Origin of the sequence: Acidovorax sp. 94 (genome assembly GCF_003634645.1) — a bacterium.
GTDB lineage: Bacteria > Pseudomonadota > Gammaproteobacteria > Burkholderiales > Burkholderiaceae_C > Acidovorax > Acidovorax facilis.
This window is the reverse complement of sequence record NZ_RBJA01000001.1, coordinates 3,912,257-3,933,335: the sequence shown is the minus strand read 5'-3', so window position 1 is coordinate 3,933,335 and position 21,079 is coordinate 3,912,257. Positions and strand designations below refer to the sequence as shown.

Here is a 21,079-nt window from a genome sequence, read left to right as displayed (position 1 = left end):
CCCTGGGCTCTGCTTTAATCTGCCCAGCCGACAGTTTTTCTTACATGCGCAAACACATCCCCAGCACCCGCGCCCTGCTTGTTTTCGATGCCGTGGCACGCCACCACGGCGTGAGCAAAGCCGCCGAAGAACTCTGCCTCACCCACAGCGCCGTGAGCCAGCAGCTGCGCCTGCTGGAGGGCCAGCTGGGCCTGCAGCTCGTGCAGCGCGGCGCACGCGGCTCCACGCTCACCGACGTAGGCCGCCGCTACCACGCGCAGGTGGTGGGCGACTTGCTGCGGCTGCAGAACCACACCCTCGAAGCCATGGCCCAGCGGCCCGATGGAGCGCGCCTGCTGGTGGGTTGCGTGCCGGTGTTTGCCGAGCGCTGGCTGCTCCCCCGGCTGCCTGCCTTCCTTGCGCAGCACAAAGGCTGCAGCCTGCACCTGCAGGTGTACCCCACGCAGATCTACATGGCGGAGATCCCGTTTGATGTGGCCGTGCAGTACAACGACGCGGCCTGGCCCGGCGTGGTACCAGCGCCCCTGATGCCCGAGGTCTGCGTGGCCGTGTGTGCACCGCAGTCGCGCCACCGGCGCGCGACAGAGCGCGGCGACTTCCGGGCTGTGCCGCTGTTGCAGCTCAGCTCCCGCCTGGGGGCGTGGGACGACTGGCTGGGCCGCGCGGGCATCACGCGCGTGCCGGCCCACACCCTGGGCGGCCACCGCTTTGATCTGTTCTCGATGCTGGTGGAGGCGGTGCGCGCCGATCTGGGTATTGGCCTGGTGCCCCGGTATTTTGTGGAGCGCGAACTGCAATCGGGCGAGCTGGTGCTGGCCCACCCGCACCACGACAGCGGTGCGCGGGGCTACAGCCTCTTTGTGGCGCCGGGGCGCCTGGAAGACCCTGCGGCGGCGGCCTTTGCACAGTGGCTGCGCACCACGGCGCGGGCAGAAGGCGCTGCGGTAGGCCGGTCTTCAGGCGCCGCTTGAAACACGCTGGCGCTGCAGACCCAGCCAGGCCAGCGCCAGCCCCGTCACCACAATGGGCACCAGCGAGCCGGCGTTCAGCAGCGTCCAGCCCTGTGTGGTGACCAGCACGCCCGACGAGAACGCGCTCAGCGCCAGCGTGGCGTACACGCAGAAGTTGATGGCCGCCTGGGCGCGGTCTTTTTCCTCGGGGCGGTAGGCCGTCATGGCCAGCGTGGTGGAGCCGGTGAACAGGAAGTTCCAGCCCACGCCCAGGAAGAACAGCGCAATGCCAAAGTGGTGCAGCTCCACGCCCATCAGCGCCACCGCCACACACGCCAGATTGAGCAACACCCCCGTACCCATGATGGGCAGCACGCCAAAGCGCTTGATGAGGTGGCCGGTGACAAAGCCGGGCGCGAACATGCCGATCACATGCCATTCCAGCACCAGCGCCGAGGCATCAAAGTCAAAGCCACACACCTGCATGGCCAGCGGCGTGGCCGCCATCAGCAGGTTCATCACCCCATAGCCCAGCGCGGCGCCCACAATGGCCACGATGAAGGCAGGCTGGCGCATCAGCACAGAAAGGGGGCGCCCTGGCTCGCGTTGGCCCGCAGCGTTGAGCACCACGGGTTGCACCTCGAACCGGATGGCTGTCATGCACAGCATGGACAGCAGTGCCACGCCGATGAGCGCGATGTACGCGCCCGCAAACGGCACCGGGAACAGCGTGCGCGTGGCGCTGGCCAGGTTGGGGCCCGCCACGGCGCCCAGCAGGCCACCAGCCAGCACCAGCGACACCGCCTTCTCGCGGTAGTCCGGCGCCGCCAGCTCGGCGGCCGCAAAGCGGTACAGCCCGCCATTGGCGCTGTAGTAGCCCGCCACCACCGTGGCCGTGCACAGCAGCCAGAAGCTGGCGCTGAACGCGGCCCAGGCACACAGCGCAGCCGACACGACGGCCACGGCCAGCCCGATCTGGAACGACACCTTGCGGCCCCAGCGCATCTGCGTCCTGGCCACCAGGGGCGTGGACAGCGCACCGCCCACCACGTAGCCCATCACCGGCAGCGTGGCCATCCAGCCAAAGGGCGCCAGCTGCAGGCCCACCAGGCCGTTGATGGCGATGAAGACGACGTTGTTGGTGAGGAAAAGGCCTTGGCACAGGGCCAGCAACCATAGGTTCTTGTTCACAGCAGAGGGCGCCTTTTGGCGTCTTTATGAAATGGATGTCGCACGCAGGGCACTGGACGCAAGTCAAGGCCGGTGGGCAGTGTGGAACGCCGGGAAGGCTGGAGCACATCAAAACCCGACTGCTTTGCTCCGGCATTGTGCACTGCCGTTGATGAAGATCAGCGGATGCGCGGAGAGCCCCCCGTATGGTGGCGCCCAGTGCTGTGGCTCCCCACCGGGGCCAGCGTTTGAATGCTTGTGATGGATCCCTTGAAATCGACGGCCACCGCCTTGCCCGGGGCGGCTGGCCCTGCCATGGAACTGGTTTGCCCCGCCGGCAGCCTGCCCGCCCTGAAGGCCGCTGTGGACCACGGCGCCAACTGTGTCTACCTGGGCTTGCGCGACGCCACCAACGCGCGCAACTTTGCGGGCCTCAACTTCGACGAGGCGGCCATTGCCCAGGGCATTGGCCATGCGCATGCGCGCGGCTGCAAGGTCTTCATGGCGCTCAACACCTACCCGCAGGCGGCCAACCCCGGGCCGTGGCGCAGCGCACTGGACAAGGCGGTGGACCTGGGCGTGGACGCGGTCATCCTGGCCGACCCCGGCCTCATGCACTACGCGGTGCAGCACCATCCCCGGCTGCGCCTGCACCTATCGGTGCAGGGCTCGGCTACCAACTACGAGGCCATCAACTTCTACCGCGAGCAGTTCGGCATCGTGCGCGCCGTGCTCCCGCGTGTGCTGTCGATGGAGCAGGTACGCCAGGTCATCGACCGCACGCCGGTCGAGATCGAGGTGTTCGGTTTTGGCAGTCTGTGCGTAATGGTCGAGGGGCGCTGTGCGCTGTCGTCGTACGCGACGGGCGAATCGCCCAACACGCACGGCGTGTGTTCACCGCCGAAGGCCGTGCGCTGGGTGGAGACCCCGCAGGGCCGCGAGTCGCGCCTGAACGGCGTGCTCATCGACCGCTATGCGCCCGGCGAGAACGCGGGCTACCCCACGCTGTGCAAAGGCCGCTTCGACGTGGGGGATGACGAGAACTACTACGCCATCGAAGAGCCCACCAGCCTCAACACGCTGGAGCTGCTGCCCCAGCTGCTCAAGATGGGTGTGCGCGCGATCAAGATCGAAGGCCGGCAGCGCAGCCCCGCCTATGTGGCGCAGGTCACCCAGGTCTGGCGCGAGGCCATGGACCAGTGCCTGGCCTACCCGCACCGCTATGTGCCCAAGACGCGCTGGATGGCCAGCCTGGACCAGGTGGCAGAAGGCCAGCAGCACACGCTGGGCGCTTACCACCGCCCCTGGAAGTAGTGTTTCTCCACAATGACAAAACCCCCGGAGACCGCCCCATGAAACTCTCTCTCGGCCCGCTGCTGTACTACTGGCCCCGCGACACCGTGTTCGCGTTCTACGAGGCCATGGCCGCCACGCCTGTGGATGTGGTGTACCTGGGCGAGACGGTATGCTCGCGCCGCCATGAGCTGCGCCTGGCCGACTGGCTGGCGTTGGCGCGCATGCTGCGGGACTCGGGCAAGGAGGCGGTCTTGTCCAGCCAGGTGCTCATCGAGTCCAGCGCCGACGTGGGCGTGATGCACAAGATCACGGGCAACGGCGAGTTTCTGGTCGAGGCCAATGATATGGGGGCCGTGAGCTGCCTTGCGCGTGCTCCCGCCGGGCCGCAGGCCTTTGTGGCCGGACCGCACCTGAACCTGTACAACGCGCACTCGCTGCAATGGATGGCGCAGCTGGGCGCCACCCGCTGGGTGATGCCGCTCGAAATGTCGCAGGACGCCCTCTCCGCCGTGCTGGCGCAGCGGCCCGCAGGGTTGGAGACCGAGGTGTTTGCTTACGGGCGCATGCCACTGGCCTATTCGGCACGCTGCTTCACCGCGCGCCACCGCAACCTGCCCAAGGACGACTGCCAGTTCAGCTGCCTCGACCATGCTGACGGACTGCCGCTGCGCACGCGCGAGAGCGAGGGTTTTCTGGTGCTCAATGGCACACAAACGCAATCGGCCCGCGTCTACAACCTGGCCAACGAATTGGCCGCGATGCGCGCCCGGGGCGTGGACGTGGTGCGCCTGAGCCCGCAGGCCCAGCACATGCCGCAGGTGATCGCCGCGTTTGACGAAGCCCGCCGCGCAGTGGTTGCGAAAGAGACTCCTAAAAAGACCCCCGACTTTGTGAAGCGCATGCAGCCCTTCATGCCCGATCTGCCCTGCAATGGCTACTGGTTCGGGCGCCCGGGCCTGGAGCAGGGGCTGCAAGGGGCAGCGCGTGGTGCTGCCGCGCGGCCTGCGATGCATCCATAACGCGAAGCGAATCACCGCATGTACCCCGGCGAACGTTTCAACAGCATCAGCCACCTGGTGGGCGCCCTGCTCGCCATGGCAGGCACGGCCGTGCTCATCACCCTTGCTGCACGCCTGGGCGATCCGTGGAAGGTGGTGGCGTTCAGCATCTACGGCGCCATGCTGGTGGCGCTGTACGCCGCCTCCACCGCGTACCACAGCGTGCGCCGGCGCACCATCAAGGCCGTGCTGCAAAAGCTGGACCACTGCAGCATCTACCTGCTGATTGCGGGCAGCTACACGCCGTTTGCGCTGGTGTCGCTGCGCGGTGCCTGGGGCTGGTCGCTGCTGGGCGTGGTGTGGGGGCTGGCCCTGCTGGGCATCGCGCAGGAGATCTGGTGGGCGCGGGGTGCACGCGTGCTGTCGCTGGTCATCTACGTGCTCATGGGCTGGCTGGCGCTGGTGGCCGTGGTGCCGCTGTGGCAGGCGCTTACGCCAGCCGGGTTTGCCTGGCTGCTGGCGGGCGGGGCCTGCTACACGCTGGGCATCGTTTTCTATGCGCTGGACCACCGCGTGCGCCACGGCCACGGGCTGTGGCACCTGTTTGTGCTGGGCGGCAGCGTCTGCCACTTCTTCACCGTGTTTTTCTATGTGGCCTGAGGGCCCGTCTTCTACCTATGGCTGCTTTCCCTTCTTCGCCCACGCCTGCCGCGAACCCACGGCTGGTGCCGCCGCCCGTGGGGGCTTTGCTGGCGCGCCTGCCCGCCTACCCCGGCTCGATGCTGCTGGTGACGGCGCTCAACCTGGCGCTCGCGCGGCACCTGCCCGATGACGTGGGCCGCTTGCTGCTGCACAAGAAGATGCGCGTGCAAGTGCGCGATGCGCGTCTGGCCTTCGACTTTGCCTGGACAGGCCAGCGCTTCGCCCCCCACGCCCCGCTGGTGGCCCCGGCGGTGGCCGACGTGACGCTGAGCGCCACAGCGCATGATTTTTTGCTGCTGGCCCAGCGCCAGCAAGACCCGGACACGCTGTTCTTCAGCCGCCGCCTGTCGATGGAGGGCGACACCGAGCTGGGCCTGGTGGTGAAGAACGCGCTCGATGCCATCGAGTTGCCGGTGCTGGACCCGCGCCAGTGGGCGCCGAAGTTGGCGCCGCGCGAGGTGCTGGGCCACCTGCGGCGCCGCCTGGACCCAACACCACGCAACGGAGGATAAGCATGACCACCGACACCCATCCCCAGAACCACCCCTTGGTCTATTCCTGCTCGGGCTGCTCCAGCGCCGCCCAGCTGGCCAACCACGTGGCGCTGCAGCTCGACCGGCGCGGGGTGGCCGAGATGTCGTGCATCGCCGGGGTGGGTGGCGATGTGCCGCACCTCATGAAAACCGTGCGCTCGGGCCGGCCCATCATCGCGCTCGACGGCTGCCCGCTGGTCTGCGTCAAAAGCACGCTCGCGCGCCACGGCATCGTTGCCGACCGGCATTACCAGCTGCAGCAGTACGGCGTGAAGAAGCGCGCGCACGAAGACTTCGACCCCGTGCAGGCCGCGCTGGTGCTGGAGCAGGTGGAGGCCGATCAGCAGGCGCAGCCCTTGGTTCACTCTGCCGCCATGGAGCCCTCGCATGGCTGATGCTGCCCACACCCGCCGCATCATCGTCGCGATCTCGGGCGCCAGCGGCGCCGTGTACGGCGCGCGCCTGCTACAGGTGCTGCAGGGCCAAAGCGGCATCGAGACCCACCTGGTCGTCTCCGACGCCGGCTGGCGCAACCTGCAGCACGAGCTGGACATGGACCGCCCCGCCGTAGAGGCCCTGGCCCAATGCGTGCACGACGTGGCCAACGTGGGCGCGGCCATCGCCAGCGGCTCGTTCCAGTGCCATGCCATGGTGGTGGCACCCTGCTCCATGCGCACACTCGCCGCCATTGCGCACGGCCTGGCCGACAACCTGCTCACGCGCGCGGCCGACGTGGCGCTCAAGGAGCGCCGCCGCCTGGTGCTGATGGTGCGCGAGTCGCCCCTGCACCTCACGCACCTGCGCAACATGGTGGCCGTGACCGAGATGGGCGGCATCATCTGTCCGCCGCTGCCCGCCTTCTACCTGCGCCCGCAGACCGTGGGCGAGGTGGTGGACTACAGCGTGGCGCGCGTGCTCGACCTCATGGATGTGCCGCACGCCCTGGCGCCCCGGTGGCAGGGTCTGGAGCTGAACGCTTCTTAATTGATAGCTGTTTACGCTCATTGAACAAGCGCTAGCGGCCAATTTCATTCAAATTCTGGACCCGATATGGCCTACAGCGACCTGCGCGACTTCATGGCCCAGCTCGAAGCCACGGGCGACCTGCGCCGCGTGACGGAGCCCGTGTCGCCCCACCTGGAGATGACTGCGCTCAGCGACCGCGTGCTGCGCGCAGGCGGCCCGGCGCTGTTCTTCACCCAGCCCACGGGCCACCGCATGCCGGTACTCACCAACCTGTTTGGCACCACAGACCGCGTGGCCCGCGCCATGGGCGTGGCCGACCTGCACGGCGTGCGCGCCCTGGGCGAACTGCTGGCCAAGCTCAAGGAGCCCGAGGCGCCCAAAGGCTTCAAGGACATGCTGGGCATGGGCCAGCTGCTCAAGACCCTGTGGAGCATGGCGCCGCACACCGTGGCGCGCGGCGCACCCTGCCAGCAGGAGGTGTGGGAGGGGCCGGATGTCGATCTGGCCCGCCTGCCCGTGCAGCACTGCTGGCCCGGCGACGTGGCACCCCTCATCACCTGGGGCCTGACCATCACGCGCGGGCCGCGCAAGGCCCGGCAGAACCTGGGCATCTACCGCCAGCAGGTGCTCTCGCGCAACCAGGTCATCGTGCGCTGGCTGGCCCACCGGGGCGGGGCGCTGGATTTTGCCGACCACTGCGCCGCCCACCCCGGCCAGCCCTACCCCGTGGCCGTGGCGCTGGGGGCCGACCCGGCCACGCTGCTGGGGGCTGTCACGCCCGTGCCCGATGCGTTAAGCGAATACCAGTTCGCCGGCCTGCTGCGCGGCGCCCGCACCGAGGTCACGCCCGCGCTGGGCGTGCCTCTGCAGGTGCCCGCCACCGCCGAGGTCGTGCTCGAAGGCCACATCCAGCCCGACGCGAGCCACCCGAGCGGCTGGCAGCACGCGCTGGAAGGCCCGTACGGCGACCACACCGGCTACTACAACGAATGCGCCGAGTTCCCCGTCCTCACCGTGGACCGCATCACCCTGCGCAAGGACGCGATCTACCACAGCACCTACACGGGCAAGCCGCCCGACGAACCCGCCGTGCTGGGCCTGGCGATGAACGAGCTGTTCATCCCGCTCTTGCAAAAGCAGTTCCCCGAGATCGTGGACTTCTACCTGCCGCCCGAAGGCTGCAGTTACCGCATGGCGGTGGTCAGCATCCGCAAGGCCTACGCCGGCCACGCGCGCCGCGTGATGATGGGCGTGTGGAGCCACCTGCGCCAGTTCATGTACACGAAATTCATCGTGGTGGTGGACGACGACGTGAACGTGCGCGATTGGAAAGACGTGATCTGGGCCATCACCACCCGCATGGACCCTGCCCGCGACACCCTGCTGGTGGAGCACACGCCCATCGACTACCTGGACTTTGCCTCGCCCGTGAGCGGCCTGGGCAGCAAGATGGGGATGGACGCCACGAACAAGTGGCCGGGGGAAACGCAGCGGGAGTGGGGCCGCCCCATGGTCATGGAGGCCGCCGTGCAGGCGCGCGTGGACGGGCTTTTTGCGGCGCTGGGCCTGTGACACCATCGCGCACCGCGGCGGTGCAGCGCTCCCCAGTCACGTAGAAGACAAGCACGCCCCGCGTTGTTTGCGACGATGTGCCAGCCCCGGTAAAGAGGGCTCTGCACCGGCACCGACGGTTGCCGCGATGCAGCACAGCGCACATTCCTAGGAGACAACGGCAATGCAGCAGCACCAGCCCGGCAGCATGATGGACCGGCCATTACTGGTCTCGGCCATCCTCGAACATGGCGAGAACCAGTACGGCGATCAGCAGGTCGTCTCGCGCGACACCAATGGCAGCCTGCACCGCTACCGTTTCGCCGACATGGCCCGGCGCGCCCGGCAGCTGGCCAACGCACTGCAGGCGCTGGGCCTGCGCCCCGGCAGCGTGGTGGGGTCGCTGGCCTGGAACAACCACCGCCACCTGGAGGCGTACTACGCCGTGTCCGGCAGCGGCATGGTCATGCACACCTGCAACCCGCGTCTGCACCCCGAGCAGCTGGCCTACATCGTCAACCACGCCGACGACGAGGTGGTGCTGTTTGACACCAGCTTTGCCCCGCTGGTGCGCGCCATTGCGGCGTCGTGCCCCCGCGTGCGGCACTGGGTGGCGCTGTGTGATGCAGACACGCTGGGCACCATCGACCTGCAAGGGGTGCCCGGGGTCGAGGCCTACGAGACCCTGGTGGCCGGCCAGCATGACCGTTTTGCGTGGCCCGAATGTGATGAAAAGACCGGCGCAGCGCTGTGCTACACCTCGGGCACCACCGGCAACCCCAAGGGCGTGCTGTATTCGCACCGGGCGCTGGCGCTCAGCGCCCTGTCGGCCTGCATGCCGGGCGTGCTGAGCATCAGCGCGCGAGAGACCATCCTGCCCGTGGTGCCCATGTTCCACATCAACGCCTGGTGCCTGCCCTATGCGGCTTTGATTGGCGGGGCCAAGCTGGTGCTGCCCGGCCCGCGCCTGGACGCCGCCAGCCTGTACGAGCTGATGGAGACCGAGCGCGTCACCGTCAGCGCGGGCGTGCCCACGATCTGGATGGGCCTGATCCAGCATGTGGAGCAGAACCAGCTGCGCTTTACCACCATGCGGCGCACGGGCGTGGGCGGCTCGGCCATGCCCAAGGCGCTCATCGCCAAGTTCAGCGACGTGTACGACGTGGAGGTGCGCCATGGCTGGGGCATGACTGAGACCACCGCCATCGCCACCATGAGCGTGCTGGGCGCTGCCGATGCCGAACTGCCGGCCGAAGACCGCCATGCGCTGGTGGCCAAGCAGGGCAAATCGGTGTTTGGCATCGAACTCAAGCTCGTGGATGAAAACGGCGCCAGCCTGCCCCGCGACGGGGTGGCGCAGGGCGAGCTGATGGTGCGCGGCCAGTGGATCGTGGACCGGTACCACAAGGCCGAGCGTTCGGCGCTGGCCGATGGCTGGTTCCCCACCGGCGACATCGCCACCATCAGCCCCCAGGGCGTGGTGCAGATTCGCGACCGCACCAAGGACGTGATCAAGTCGGGCGGAGAGTGGATCAGCTCCATCGACCTGGAGAACGCCGCCGTGGCCCACCCGGCGGTGGCCATGGCCGCTGTCATCGGCGTCAAGCATCCCAAGTGGGACGAACGCCCGCTGCTCTTCATCGTGCGCAAGCCCGGCCAGTCGCTCGACAAGGCGCAGATACAGGACTTCCTCGCAGAGCGTGTTGCCAAGTGGTGGCTGCCCGACGAGGTGCTGTTTGTCGAAAGCCTGCCGTTGGGCGGCACCGGCAAGGTCCAGAAAAACGAGCTGCGGCAACGCCATGGCGCGGTGTTCGGCGGCGAGTGACGCAGCCACGCACTGACGGCTTTCGGCTTTCCTTTCTTTTCCACTCACCCACCCCACGGAGACAGACATGAATTTGGTTCCCAGGAAATGGCTTCAGGTCGGCGCATGCGCCGCAGCGCTGGTGATGGCGGCGCACGCCGGCGCGGCCGAGACGGTGAAGATCGGCTTCATCGATCTGCTGTCAGGCCCGTTCGCGCTCACCGGCCAAAGCTCGCTCAACCAGCTGCGCGAGGTGGTGGCGCAGGTCAATGCCAAGGCGGGGCCCAACGAGCCCAAGTTCGAGGTGATGGACTTCGACAACAAGGGCACGCCGCAGGAGAGCCTGAACGCACTCAAGGCTGCCACCGACCGGGGCGTACGCTACATCACCCAAGGGGGCGGATCGGGGGTGGCGCTGGCGCTGGTGGACGGCCTCAACAAGCTCGCCGAGCGCGATCCGGAGCGCGCCACCGTGTACCTCAACTACGCCGCCATGGACCCGCAGCTCACCAACGAGCGCTGCAGCTTTTGGCACTTCCGCTTCTATCCATCAAGTGAGATGAAGATGGAGGCGCTGACCACCTACCTGCAAGGCCGCAAGGACGTGAAGCGCGTGTACCTGCTCAACCAGGACTACACCCACGGCCGCCAGGTCTCCAAGGCCGCCAAGGAATACCTGGCGCGCAAACGGCCGGACATCGAGATCGTGGGCGACGACTTCATCCCCATCGCGCAGACGCGCGACTTTGCGCCCTACGTGGCCAAGATGGCTGCCGCCAAGGCCGACACGGTCATCACCTCCAACTGGGGCAGCGACCTGACGCTGCTGTTCAAGTCCTCGCGCGACTATGGCCTGAACATCAACTACTTCACCCTCAACGCCAACAACCCCGGCACGCCCGCGCAAATCGGGCCCTGGGGAGAAGGCAAGGTGGGGGTGATCTGGAACTGGGTGCACAACGCCCCCACCCCCGATCTGGAAAAGATCTACGTGGACTACAAGAAGAAGACCGGCGACGACTTTGTGTTTGCCGCGCACTGGAACAGCATGCACATGCTGCGCGAGGCCATGCGCAAAGCCCAGTCCACCGATGCGAAGAAGGTGGCCTTTGCGCTGGAAAATATGACCTACAAGAGCCCCATGGGCGAGGTGCGCATGCGCAAGACCGACCACCAGCTCGAAGCGCCGCTGTACCTGGGCATCTGGGCCAAGCAAGGCAGCAAGGGCGTGAAGTACGACGCGGAGAAGACCGGCTACGGCTTCCGCTCCGAAGTGGCCTGGGACAACTACATCAGCGCCCAGCCCACGTCCTGCCAGATGAAGCGGCCGTCCTGAGTCTCCCACCGCGCCACCGTGCCGCTCACGCGGCGCGGCATCAGCCCAGCAGACCCTTGGGCACCTTGTCCGCCTTTTTTTCCACCGGGTTGGCCGTGAGCCACTGCGCCGCGTACTGGCGCATGAACTCCTTGGCCTTCTCTGGCCGGGCCGTGAGCCACGCGTCGTAGGCGCCTTCGTTCAGGATGGCGGGCATGCTTTTTTCGCTGCCGGGCTGGCCGTAGCGGTGCAGCAGTGCGTGGTTGTTGGCGTTCACCGTGAGCAGGCAGTAGCTGATGATCACCTCGCCATCGGCCCCCTGCCAGCGCGCCCACAGGCCCGCCACGCCCATGGGCTTGCCGTCCACGCGCGCCACGCGAGTAGGCACGGCCTTGCCGCTGCGCAGGTCGTCTTCGTAAAACGCCACCATGGGCACGATGCAGCGCTGGCCATTCAGCCACGCGTCGCGGAACGCGGTGCCGGTGGAGGCGGTGTCGGACTTGGCATTGACCAGCTTGGGCGCGCGCAGCTTGGCATCGGATGCCGACTTGACCCAGTGCGGCACCAGGCCCCATTGCGCGGGCACGAGCACGCGTTCCGTGCTGGCGGCGGGTGCGTCTGTGGGCGTGTCTGCCGGGGGGCTGGGTTCGGCGTCGGCCGCCGCTTTGGCCACCACTGGCTGGGCAATGGCGGCTGCCGTGGCCGCATGCACGATGAAGAAGCCGGGCTTGCGTGGCCACAGGTGGCGTTCACCCAGGGCCTGCGGTGGCTCGACCGCAAAGGCCTCGCGGTAGGTGTCGGCGTGGGGCAGGGTTTCGTAATGGGTGCTCATGGGGCGATGGTAGCGTGTGGCGTTGAGGTTCTTGCATGAAGTAGGGCTCTAGCGCTTGTTTGATAAGCGTTAACAGCTATAAAAACAGAAGCATTTTCGAGCCCGCTGTGTCACCCATCCGGCCCGGTCCTGACTTGTATCAAGCCCGTTGTCGCCTGCGTTGTGACGCGCGCTGGCGCTGTTTTCACAATGCCCTCATGGACTTCGCACCTTCCCCTCTGGCCCTTCAATGCCGTGATCGCCTGCTGGCGTTCATGGACCGGTATCTGCTGCCCTACAACCCTGCCTGGCATGCGGCCGTGCTGGCGGGCGACTACCCGCCGCCTTTTGTGGAGGACCTGAAGGCGCTGGCGCGCGAAGAAGGCCTGTGGAACCTGTTCCTGCCCACGCTTGAGGACGACGAGCCCGGCACGCGCCTGTCCAACCTGGACTACGCGCCGCTGGCCGAGGCCATGGGCCGCCTGCCCTGGGCGGCCGAGGTGTTCAACTGCCAGGCGCCAGACACCGGCAACATCGAGCTGCTGCACCGCTTTGCCACACCCGCGCAGCGCGCCCGCTGGCTGGTGCCGTTGCTGCACGGCCAGATGCGATCAGCCTTTGCGATGAGCGAGCCCGACGTGGCCTCGTCCGACCCCACCAACCTGCAGACCACGGTGCGGCGCGAGGGCGATGGCCTGGTGCTCTGCGGCCGCAAGTGGTTCATCACCGGCGCGGCGCATCCGCACTGCCAACTGCTCATCGTGCTGTGCCGCAATGCGGATGCCGATGGTGCAGACAGCCACCACCGCCACAGCATGGTGCTGGTGCCCGTGGACACGCCGGGTGTGCAGATCGTGCGCAACATCAGCGTGCTGCACCACCATGCGCCCGAGGGGCATTGCGAGATCCTGCTGCAGGGCGTGCGTGTGCCTGCGGACCACCTGCTGGGCGACTGGGGCGCGGGGTTTGCGATGGCGCAGGCGCGCCTGGGCCCCGGCCGTGTGCACCACTGCATGCGCACCATCGGCCAGTGCGAGCTGGCGCTGCACCTGGCCACTGAGCGAGCGCTGGAGCGCACGGCGTTTGGCAAGCCGCTGGCCGAGCAGGCCAATGTGCAGGAATGGCTGGCCGAGTCGCGCATCGAGATCGACCAGGCGCGCCTGCTGGTGCTGCATGCGGCCTGGCTGCTGGACCAGGGCGACGCTTCGGATGCGCGCACTGTGCGTGCCCAGGTTGCCGCCATCAAGGTGGTGGCCGCGCGCCTGCAGCAGCGCGTGGTGGACCGCGCCATGCAGATCTTTGGCGCCATGGGCCTGTCGCCCGACACGCCGCTGGCGGCGTTCTGGACCTGGGGCCGCGCGCTGCGGCTGATGGATGGGCCCGACGAGGTGCACCTGCGCACTGTGGCGCGGCACGAACTGCGTCAGGCGCGCGAGCAGCTCGGCACCTTAGCAGCCTACTTCACCACCCCGGAGCAGATGCGCGCGCCGCCACGGCTTAGTGCCTGAGCACCTGCACCGGACAGTGCGGCGGGAGTCAGGAGGACGCGGCCGAGGCCCGCGCGGCGCGCGGGCCGGAGGGCGCCACCACAACGCGGTTGCGCCCCAGCGACTTGGCGGTGTACAGCGCCTGGTCGGCGCGCTCCAGCGTCTGCTCCACCATGTCGCCGGGCAGGTGCAGTGCCAGGCCAGCCGATACCGTCATGCGCAGCACGCCGGCAGCGTGCGGAATCTCCATCGCGGCCACGGCCTGGCGCACGCGCTCCAGCAGGTCGCGGGCATCGTCCATCTGGGTGTCGGACAGCAGCAGCACAAACTCTTCGCCACCCCAGCGGGCCAGCACATCGGTGTCGCGCACGCTGGCCCGCACGATGCCCGCAAAGGCCTGCAGCGCCCGGTCGCCCGTGGCGTGGCCATGGGTGTCGTTGACGCGCTTGAAGTGGTCAATGTCCAGCTGGGCCAGCAGCAGGGGGCGGCCGTTGCGCAGGTTGCGGCGGCGTTCCAGCTCCATCAGGTCCTGCATGGCGCGGCGGTTGGGCAGGGCGGTCAGCTCGTCGCGGGTGGCCAGATCGCGGTTGACGGCGAGCGCCTGGGCCAGCGCCTCGCGCTGCTCCTGCAGCCGCGCGCGGATGCGCTGGATGCGCAGGTTCAGCGCAATGCTGCCCCCCAGCACGATCAGCACCATGAGCGCATAGGCGGTATCCAGGTAGCCAAACGGGCTGGCGTTAAAACGCGTGGTGGCCGCCACCGCACAGCCGAAGGCCAGCAGTGCATACACGCCGATGCCGATCACCTCGGCCACGGTCAGGCCAAAGGTGCCAAAGAACAGGATCATGGCCAGCACCGCGGGCACCACGCCCCGCGCGTCGCCCGCCAGCACATAAGCCACGGCGCCGCTGGTGATGGTCCAGACCATCTGGGGCACGGTGAGTGAGGGGTCGCTGAGCCGCGCGGTCTCGCCCGAACGGATGAACGCGGTCATCACCACCATCCCGCCGACCGAGATGGCGGCCCACCATTGCACGGCAACGGCGTTCACTGCGCTGCTCGCCGTTGCCACCATCAGCATGACGCCCGCACTGCTGGTCATGAGCACCAGCGCGAGCAACGCCATGGCCACCAGCGTGCGCCGCCGACGGTCGGTGGAGAGAACCACGTCCCGAATGCGGTGCCAGCGGGAAGGTGTGCGCAAGGTGGGTGCTCCTGCCCGGGCGGTCGGGTGGCGTGTGGATGGGTGGGGCTGCGCTGCGGCGTGCAACGGGGCCTGGCCGTGCGCTTTTCATTCTAGGAGGGTCATCGCCCGGCGTACAGCCCTGCCCAGGCGCGGCCTGGGGTTTCGCCGAAGGACCCTGACCCCGTTAAGGATGTCCTGCATAACCCTCGCGAGTCGGTGGTAGTGCGGATCGGGATGGGGCGCAAGGCGTCTTCTGGCAGCCAATAGCCGGGCTATTGGCAAGAAAAGCAACGCAGCGAACCGCCCGAGGCCGCGCTATCACAGACCGCAGGGAGTTATGCAGGTCATCCTTAAAGAAGCGTGAGTGCCGCCAAGGCGGCCAGCGGTGCGGTCTCGGCGCGCAGCACACGGGGGCCCAGCGTGACCGGGGCAAAGCTGTGTTGCAGTGCCAGGTCTTCCTCGGTGCTGGAGAGCCCGCCTTCGGGGCCGGAGAGAAACACCACGGGCCCGGCCGGGCCCGCCGCCGTGTGCAGCGGCGCCGTGCCCGCGCGCAGCGACAGCAGCAGGCGCTGCACTGTGGTGGCCTGGGCCTGGGCGCGTACCCAGCCGGCCAGGTCCACGGCGTTGTGCACCACGGGCACGCGGTTGCGGCCGCACTGCTCGCAGGCGGCCACGGCCACGGCCTGCCAGTGGGCGATTTTTTTCTCGGCCCGCTCGCCTTTGAGCTTGAGCACGCTGCGCTCGGCCACCAGGGGCGTGATGCTCGCCACGCCCAGCTCGGTGGCTTTCTCCACCAGCCAGTCCATGCGTTCGTTGGCGGTGATACCGGCCAGCAGGTGCACGGCACGCGGGGCTTCACGTTCGGTGGCATGGTGGGCGCCCACCACCACACGCACGTCACTGCGGCCCATCTTCAGTATGGTGGCGTCGAATTCGCCGCCCGGGTCGCTCTCGGCTTGCCCGCCGTGGAACAGCGTGATGGTGTCGCCCGGCTGCAGGCGCAGCACCTGCACGTGGCGCGCAGCGCCGGGGGGCAGGTCTAGCTCGGCGCCGGTGGCCAGAAGGGCCGGGCAATGGAAACGGGGCATTTGCTACTTAATTTATAGCTACTTGCGCTTGATAGACAAGCGCTAGAGCCTAGTTTTATTCTGTTTTACTGTGTGCGCCCAGTCGCGCCGCTACATCCGGCCGTAGGCAAAGCCCACCACCGGCTCGGTACCTTCGATCTGGTCGAGCATCTTGAGCAGCGGCCCCAGCTGCCGGTAGCGGTTGGCCGTGGCGCGGATGTAGGCCATGAAACGCGGCGCATCGGCCAGGTACTTGGGCTTGCCGTCGCGCAGGGTCAGGCGCGCAAAGATGCCGGCGACCTTGAGGTGGCGCTGCAGGCCCATCCATTCCACGGCACGGTAGAACTCGCCGAAGTCATCGCCCCAGCCGCTGGCGCTGCGGGCCCCCAGCAGTCCGGCCTTGCGCGCCTTCTCCCAGTAACGCACCGTAATGTCGATGACAAATTCCTCTTCCCAGCTGATGAACGCATCGCGCAGCAGGCTGGCAATGTCGTAGGTGATAGGGCCGTAGACGGCGTCCTGGAAGTCCAGCACCCCCAGGGGCGCGCCCTGTTCGGTGGGGGCCATCAGGTTCCGGGTCATGAAATCGCGGTGCACATAGACCTGGGGGGCGGCCAGGTTGTGGGCGACGATGGCATCAAAGGCGCTGGCCAGCGTGGCCTGCTGCTTGTCGTCCAGCGTGACGCTGCGGTGCCTGGCCAGGTACCAGTCGGGGAACAGCGCCAGTTCGCGGCGCAGCAGCGCCTCGTCATAGGCCGGCAGCACGCCCGGCTGGGAGGCTTTTTGCCAGTCCAGCAGCACGTCGGTGGCCTGCTGGTACCAAGCGTAGGCGTCCTGGGGCTTTTCGGGGTTCAGCAGCTCAATCAGCGTCTGGTGGCCCAGGTCGGACAGCAGCATGAAGCCGGTCGGTTCATCGTACGCAAGGATCTCGGGCACGTTTAAACCGGCGGCGGCCATCAGGCCCTGCACCTGCACGAAGGGCTTGCAGTTTTCCTTGTCCGGCGGCGCATCCATCACGATGCGGCTGCAGCCCATGGCGCTGTCGATGCGCAGGTAGCGCCGAAAGCTCGCGTCCGCCGAGGCGGGGCGCAGCGTGGCGGGCAGTAGCTGGTGCGGGCCCACCAGGGGCGCCAGCCAGGCCTCGAAGGCTGTCTGGCGGGCCGCATCGGGCCAGGCCACGGTGGAAGTTGCGGGGGTTGCCACGGCCGTGCCCGGGGGCGGGCAGGCGGGAGAAGGGGAAGATGGGTGGCTCATGGATAATCCGATTTTACAAACCCGCTCCCCCCAGGCTCTGAGGTGGGCGGGTTCCTCCTTCTTTGATCCGCCCCTGCCCACCGCCCCACGTGCCACGCTGCAAGCCCCCCACCGTGCAGACATCCTCCCTCCGGCCCCGGCCCGCCAAGGCGAAGCCCGAGCGGCTGCGCGCTCCCGTACCCCGGGCCCTGGCTTATGGCGTGGCGCTGGCCTGGTGCGGTCTGCCGCTCTCTGTGCTGGCGCAGGCGCCTGACGCCGACCCGCCTGCCAGCGCCTGGGATGCACCTCCTGCGCTGCGCACCTCGCCCCTGCTTCAGGAAAAGATTCCCGAGGCGGTCCGGCCCCAGCTCCCCGTTTTTGTGACGGGGGACCGGATCAGCGGCCAGACCGACCTGAACGCCGTCATCGAAGGCAATGCCGAATTGCGCCGGGGCGACACCGTGATCCGTGCCGACCGCCTGGACTACAACGTGCCCGAAGACCTGGCCAAGGCCAACGGCAAGGTGCGCATCAACCGCGCGGGCAACGTGTACGAAGGCACGGCGCTGGAGCTGCGGGTGGATGCTTTTGAGGGTTTCTTCAGCGACGCGCGCTACCGATTTTTGGCCACCCAGGCGCACGGCGACGCCACGCGCGTGGATTTCATCGACCGCGACCGTGCCGTGGTGCACAACGCCACCTACACCACCTGCGAGCGCGGCAATGAAGAAAGCTGGCAGCCCGACTGGGTGCTGCGCGCCGCCACCATTCGCATCGACAACGAGGAAGAGGTCGGCACCGCCGAAGACGCGGTGCTGGAGTTCAAGGGCGTCTCTGTGCTGCCCATTCCGTACATCACCTTCCCGCTGTCGGACAAGCGCAAGTCCGGCCTGCTGCCGCCCACCATCGGGCTGGACAGCCGCGACGGGGTGGCGTACATCCAGCCCTACTACTGGAACATCGCACCCAACCGCGACGCCACGCTGCGCGCCGCGCTCATGACCAAGCGTGGCGCCAATCTAGGGGGCGAGTTCCGCTACCTGGAGCCCAGCTACACCGGCCAGATCAGCGCCGATGTCATGCCCACCGACCGCCTGCGCGACCGCATGCGCTGGAGCTTTTCGGGCCAGCACCAGGGCGCCTTTGACACCGCCATCGGCGGGCTGGGGCTCAATCTGAACGTCAATCGCGTGAGCGATGACAACTACTGGCGCGACTTTGGCCGGGCGTCCGACCTGCTGCGCCAGCGCCTGCTGCCGGGCGACGCCACGCTGTCGTGGGCGCGCAATGACATGTCCGCCAGCGTGCGCACCCTCAAGTGGCAGACATTGCAGGACGTGACCTCGCCCATCGTGCCGCCGTATGACCGGCTGCCCCAGTTGCAGTGGCGCTATGCACCGTCGCAGCTGGGTGGCGGGCTCGATGCCAGCGTGGAGCTGGACACCACCCGCTTCCAGGCCGCCCGCGAGCTGACAGGCCAGCCCAATGCCAACCGCAGCTATGCGATGGCGCAGATCAGCCGGCCGTTTCTGGCGCCGGGCGGCTTCGTGACCCCGCGCCTGCAATTGCACGCCACGCAGTACCAGTTTGACTCGGCGCTGTCCAACGGGCAGCGTTCAGCCAACCGCACCCTGCCCACCTTCAGCCTGGACAGCGGGCTGGTGTTCGAACGCGATGCCGCCTACTTTGGCCGCGCCTTTTTGCAGACGCTGGAGCCGCGCGCGTTCTACACCTACACGCCCTACCGCGACCAGAGCATGCTGCCCGTGTACGACACGGCGGCCAATGATTTCAACTTCGCCACCATCTACACCGAGAACGCTTTCGGGGGTAACGACCGGCTGGCCGACAACAACCTGCTCACACTGGGCGTGACCACCCGGCTGCTGGACCCGAACACGGGCGCCGAGGCCGCACGCTTTGGCATTGCCCAGCGGCTGCGGTTCTCGGACCAGAAGGTCACCTTGCCCGGCGGTACCCCCGTGAGCGAGCGCCTGTCGGACCTGTTGCTGGGCGCGGGCATCAGCTGGACGCCCCAGTGGGGCTTTGACTCCACCGTGCAGTACAACCCCAAGACGGGCCGCTCCATCCGCTCGACCATCGGCGCGCGCTACAGCCCCGGCAATTACCGCACCGTGAGCGCGGCTTACCGCCTGCAGCGCGGCACCAGCGAACAGATCGACATCGGCTGGCAGTGGCCGCTGAACGACCTGTGGGGCGACAAGGGCAAGGACCTGGGCGCGGGCAGAGGGCAGGGCGGCGGGCGCTGGTACAGCGTAGGCCGTCTGAACTACAGCCTGCAGGACCGCAAGCTGGTGGACACCGTGGTGGGACTGGAGTACGACAGCTGCTGCTGGATTGGCCGTGTGGTGCTGGAGCGCCTGCAAAGCAGCGTGACCACCTCCAACACCCGCCTGTTGTTCCAGATCGAGTTCGTCGGCTTCTCGCGCCTGAGCCTGGGCTCCAGCCCCCTGGACACCTTCAAGCAGAATGTGCCGCGTTACCAGAACCTGCGCGAGCAGGTCACAACGCCCAGCCGTTTCAGCAACTACGACTAACGCCCAACGCTCCTACGCTTAACGCCATGAATCACCGTGTCATTGCACTGGCCATTGCCACCCTGGCTTCCCTGCTCTCCCAGGGCGTCCTGGCCCAAGGGCTGCGCCCTTCCGGCGCACCGTCGGGCAAAGGGCTGACGGCGCGCCCGGCGGCCGCACCATCGATCACGCTGCCTGCAGAAACGGCGAGTGGTAGCAGCAGCTCGGCACCCCGGCAGGCGGATTTCATTGTCGCCGTGGTCAATTCCGAGCCCGTGACCAACAACGAGGTCCGCGCGCGCCTGGCCCGCGCCGAAGCCCAGCTGGCCCAGCAAGGGGGTGCCATGCCGCCCCGGGAGCTGCTGGCGCGCGAGGTGCTGGAGCGCCTCATCCTGGAGCGCGCACAGCTGCAGCAAGCCAAGGAATCGGGCCTCAAGGTGGATGACTACGCCGTGTCGCAGGCCGAACAGGGCGTGGCCCGCCAGAACAACATGTCGGTCGATGACCTCTACCGCCGCCTGGCGCGGGACGGCATGGGCAAGGAGCGCTTCCGCGAGGAATTGCGCAACCAGTTGCTGCTGCAGCGCCTGCGCGAGCGCGAGGTGGAGGCGCGCGTGAAAGTCACCGACCTGGACATCGACCAGTACCTGCGCGAGCAGCAAAAGGGCAACGACGTCGCTTCGATGGAGATCAACCTGGGCCATGTGCTGGTGCTGGTGCCCGAGAACGCGAGCCCCGTGCAGGTGGCCGAGCGCCAGGCACGCGCCCAGCGCGCGGCCGACAAGGTGCGCGCGGGGGAAGACTTTGCGGCCGTGGCCCGCGAGTTTTCGGATGCGCCAGAGGGACAGCGCGCGGGCGGCCAGCTGGGCATGCGCCCGGCCGACCGGTATCCCGAGCTGTTTGTGAACTCCACGCTGGGCCTGCCTGTGGGCAGCATCGTCGGGCCCGTGCGCTCGCCAGCGGGCTTCCACGTGCTCAAGGTGATCGAGCGAGTCACGGCTGGCGTGCCCACCACGGTGGTGCAAAACCATGCCCGCCACATCCTGCTGCGCACGGGGCCGCAACTTTCCGAAAGCGCCGCCGCCGCTCGCCTGGCCGACTACCGCCGCCGTGTGCAGATGGGGCAGGCCGATTTTGCGGCGCTGGCCCGTGAGCACTCGCAGGACGGTAGCTCCAAGGAAGGTGGCGACTTGGGCTGGGCCACCCCCGGCCGCTATGTGCCTGAGTTCGAGCAGGCCCTGAACGCCCTCAAGCCCGGCGACATCAGCGAACCCGTGGTTTCGCGTTTCGGCGTGCACCTGATCCAGCTGCTGGAGCGCCGCGAGGCCAAACTCACCCAGCGCGAGCAGCGCGACATGGCGCGCGACACCGTGCGCGAGAAGAAACTGGACGAGGCCTACGCCACCTGGGCGCAGGAGCTGCGCGGACGCGCGTATGTCGAATACCGCGACCCACCGCAGTGACCGATCGATG

18 protein-coding genes are annotated in these 21,079 nt (G+C 67.8%); 13 read left to right on the top strand and 5 right to left on the bottom strand.

Going from position 1 to position 21,079, the window contains the following annotated elements:
• Positions 1 to 44: 44 nt before the first annotated feature.
• Positions 45 to 971 carry a LysR family transcriptional regulator gene (locus C8C94_RS18080; RefSeq protein WP_121421687.1) on the top strand — a complete coding sequence of 309 codons (927 nt, stop codon included), beginning with the start codon at positions 45 to 47 and terminating at the stop codon, positions 969 to 971.
• Here C8C94_RS18080 and C8C94_RS18075 read toward each other — a convergent pair.
• On the bottom strand, positions 957 to 2,141 hold the full coding sequence (locus tag C8C94_RS18075) for an MFS transporter (RefSeq protein WP_121421686.1): 1,185 nt from the start codon (positions 2,139 to 2,141) through the stop codon (positions 957 to 959). The two genes, C8C94_RS18080 and C8C94_RS18075, sit on opposite strands and share 15 nt — an antisense overlap.
• 240 nt (positions 2,142 to 2,381) lie before the next feature.
• Here C8C94_RS18075 and C8C94_RS18070 point away from each other — a divergent pair, with 240 nt between their 5' ends.
• From C8C94_RS18070 to C8C94_RS18030, 9 genes are all read left to right on the top strand, one after another.
• Positions 2,382 to 3,434: a peptidase U32 family protein gene (locus C8C94_RS18070; RefSeq protein ID WP_199731285.1), complete on the top strand. Its 1,053-nt coding sequence runs from the start codon at positions 2,382 to 2,384 to the stop codon at positions 3,432 to 3,434.
• A 38-nt stretch (positions 3,435 to 3,472) separates the two neighbouring features.
• Positions 3,473 to 4,435, top strand: a complete 963-nt coding sequence (locus C8C94_RS18065; protein WP_121421685.1) for a U32 family peptidase — start codon at positions 3,473 to 3,475, stop codon at positions 4,433 to 4,435.
• A gap of 18 nt (positions 4,436 to 4,453) precedes the next feature.
• The gene (locus C8C94_RS18060; protein ID WP_055395829.1) at positions 4,454 to 5,074 is read left to right on the top strand and encodes a hemolysin III family protein; all 621 of its coding nucleotides are present in this window, start codon (positions 4,454 to 4,456) and stop codon (positions 5,072 to 5,074) included.
• A gap of 17 nt (positions 5,075 to 5,091) precedes the next feature.
• Positions 5,092 to 5,628 (top strand): SCP2 domain-containing protein, encoded by a 537-nt coding sequence (locus tag C8C94_RS18055; protein ID WP_121421684.1) that lies wholly within the window; start codon positions 5,092 to 5,094, stop codon positions 5,626 to 5,628.
• A 2-nt stretch (positions 5,629 to 5,630) separates the two neighbouring features.
• A complete protein-coding gene (locus C8C94_RS18050) occupies positions 5,631 to 6,044 on the top strand; it encodes a putative zinc-binding protein (RefSeq protein WP_121421683.1) in 414 nt (137 codons plus the stop codon).
• Positions 6,037 to 6,633: a UbiX family flavin prenyltransferase gene (locus C8C94_RS18045; RefSeq protein WP_121421682.1), complete on the top strand. Its 597-nt coding sequence runs from the start codon at positions 6,037 to 6,039 to the stop codon at positions 6,631 to 6,633. The genes C8C94_RS18050 and C8C94_RS18045 overlap by 8 nt, the downstream gene beginning before the upstream one ends.
• Positions 6,634 to 6,699: 66 nt before the next feature.
• Positions 6,700 to 8,187 carry a 4-hydroxy-3-polyprenylbenzoate decarboxylase gene (gene ubiD / locus C8C94_RS18040; protein ID WP_121421681.1) on the top strand — a complete coding sequence of 496 codons (1,488 nt, stop codon included), beginning with the start codon at positions 6,700 to 6,702 and terminating at the stop codon, positions 8,185 to 8,187.
• Positions 8,188 to 8,350: 163 nt separating this feature from the next.
• Positions 8,351 to 9,991, top strand: coding sequence for a long-chain-fatty-acid--CoA ligase (locus C8C94_RS18035; RefSeq protein ID WP_121421680.1), 1,641 nt, complete (start codon positions 8,351 to 8,353; stop codon positions 9,989 to 9,991).
• A gap of 67 nt (positions 9,992 to 10,058) precedes the next feature.
• A complete protein-coding gene (locus C8C94_RS18030; protein WP_121421679.1) occupies positions 10,059 to 11,306 on the top strand; it encodes a branched-chain amino acid ABC transporter substrate-binding protein in 1,248 nt (415 codons plus the stop codon).
• 40 nt (positions 11,307 to 11,346) lie between these two features.
• Here C8C94_RS18030 and C8C94_RS18025 read toward each other — a convergent pair whose 3' ends face one another.
• Entirely contained in the window at positions 11,347 to 12,117 is a 771-nt protein-coding gene (locus tag C8C94_RS18025; protein ID WP_055395818.1) for an SOS response-associated peptidase, read from the bottom strand.
• A gap of 197 nt (positions 12,118 to 12,314) precedes the next feature.
• On the opposite strand from C8C94_RS18025, the gene C8C94_RS18020 reads away from it, so the two are divergent.
• Positions 12,315 to 13,604, top strand: coding sequence for an acyl-CoA dehydrogenase family protein (locus C8C94_RS18020; protein WP_121421678.1), 1,290 nt, complete (start codon positions 12,315 to 12,317; stop codon positions 13,602 to 13,604).
• 28 nt (positions 13,605 to 13,632) lie between these two features.
• Here C8C94_RS18020 and C8C94_RS18015 read toward each other — a convergent pair whose 3' ends face one another.
• The 3 genes from C8C94_RS18015 to C8C94_RS18005 all read right to left on the bottom strand — a co-directional run bounded on the left by C8C94_RS18015 (position 13,633) and on the right by C8C94_RS18005 (position 17,090).
• Positions 13,633 to 14,787, bottom strand: a complete 1,155-nt coding sequence (locus tag C8C94_RS18015; protein WP_228897118.1) for a diguanylate cyclase — start codon at positions 14,785 to 14,787, stop codon at positions 13,633 to 13,635.
• A 332-nt stretch (positions 14,788 to 15,119) separates the two neighbouring features.
• Positions 15,120 to 15,857, bottom strand: a complete 738-nt coding sequence (locus C8C94_RS18010; protein WP_121421677.1) for a 16S rRNA (uracil(1498)-N(3))-methyltransferase — start codon at positions 15,855 to 15,857, stop codon at positions 15,120 to 15,122.
• 90 nt (positions 15,858 to 15,947) lie between these two features.
• Positions 15,948 to 17,090 (bottom strand): aminoglycoside phosphotransferase family protein, encoded by a 1,143-nt coding sequence (locus C8C94_RS18005; RefSeq protein ID WP_121421676.1) that lies wholly within the window; start codon positions 17,088 to 17,090, stop codon positions 15,948 to 15,950.
• Between the two features lie 164 nt (positions 17,091 to 17,254).
• On the opposite strand from C8C94_RS18005, the gene C8C94_RS18000 reads away from it, so the two are divergent.
• Complete coding sequence (locus C8C94_RS18000) at positions 17,255 to 19,627, top strand: LPS-assembly protein LptD (RefSeq protein ID WP_121422954.1); 2,373 nt, start codon at positions 17,255 to 17,257, stop codon at positions 19,625 to 19,627.
• A gap of 26 nt (positions 19,628 to 19,653) precedes the next feature.
• Positions 19,654 to 21,069: a peptidylprolyl isomerase gene (locus C8C94_RS17995; protein WP_121421675.1), complete on the top strand. Its 1,416-nt coding sequence runs from the start codon at positions 19,654 to 19,656 to the stop codon at positions 21,067 to 21,069.
• Positions 21,070 to 21,079: the final 10 nt, after the last annotated feature.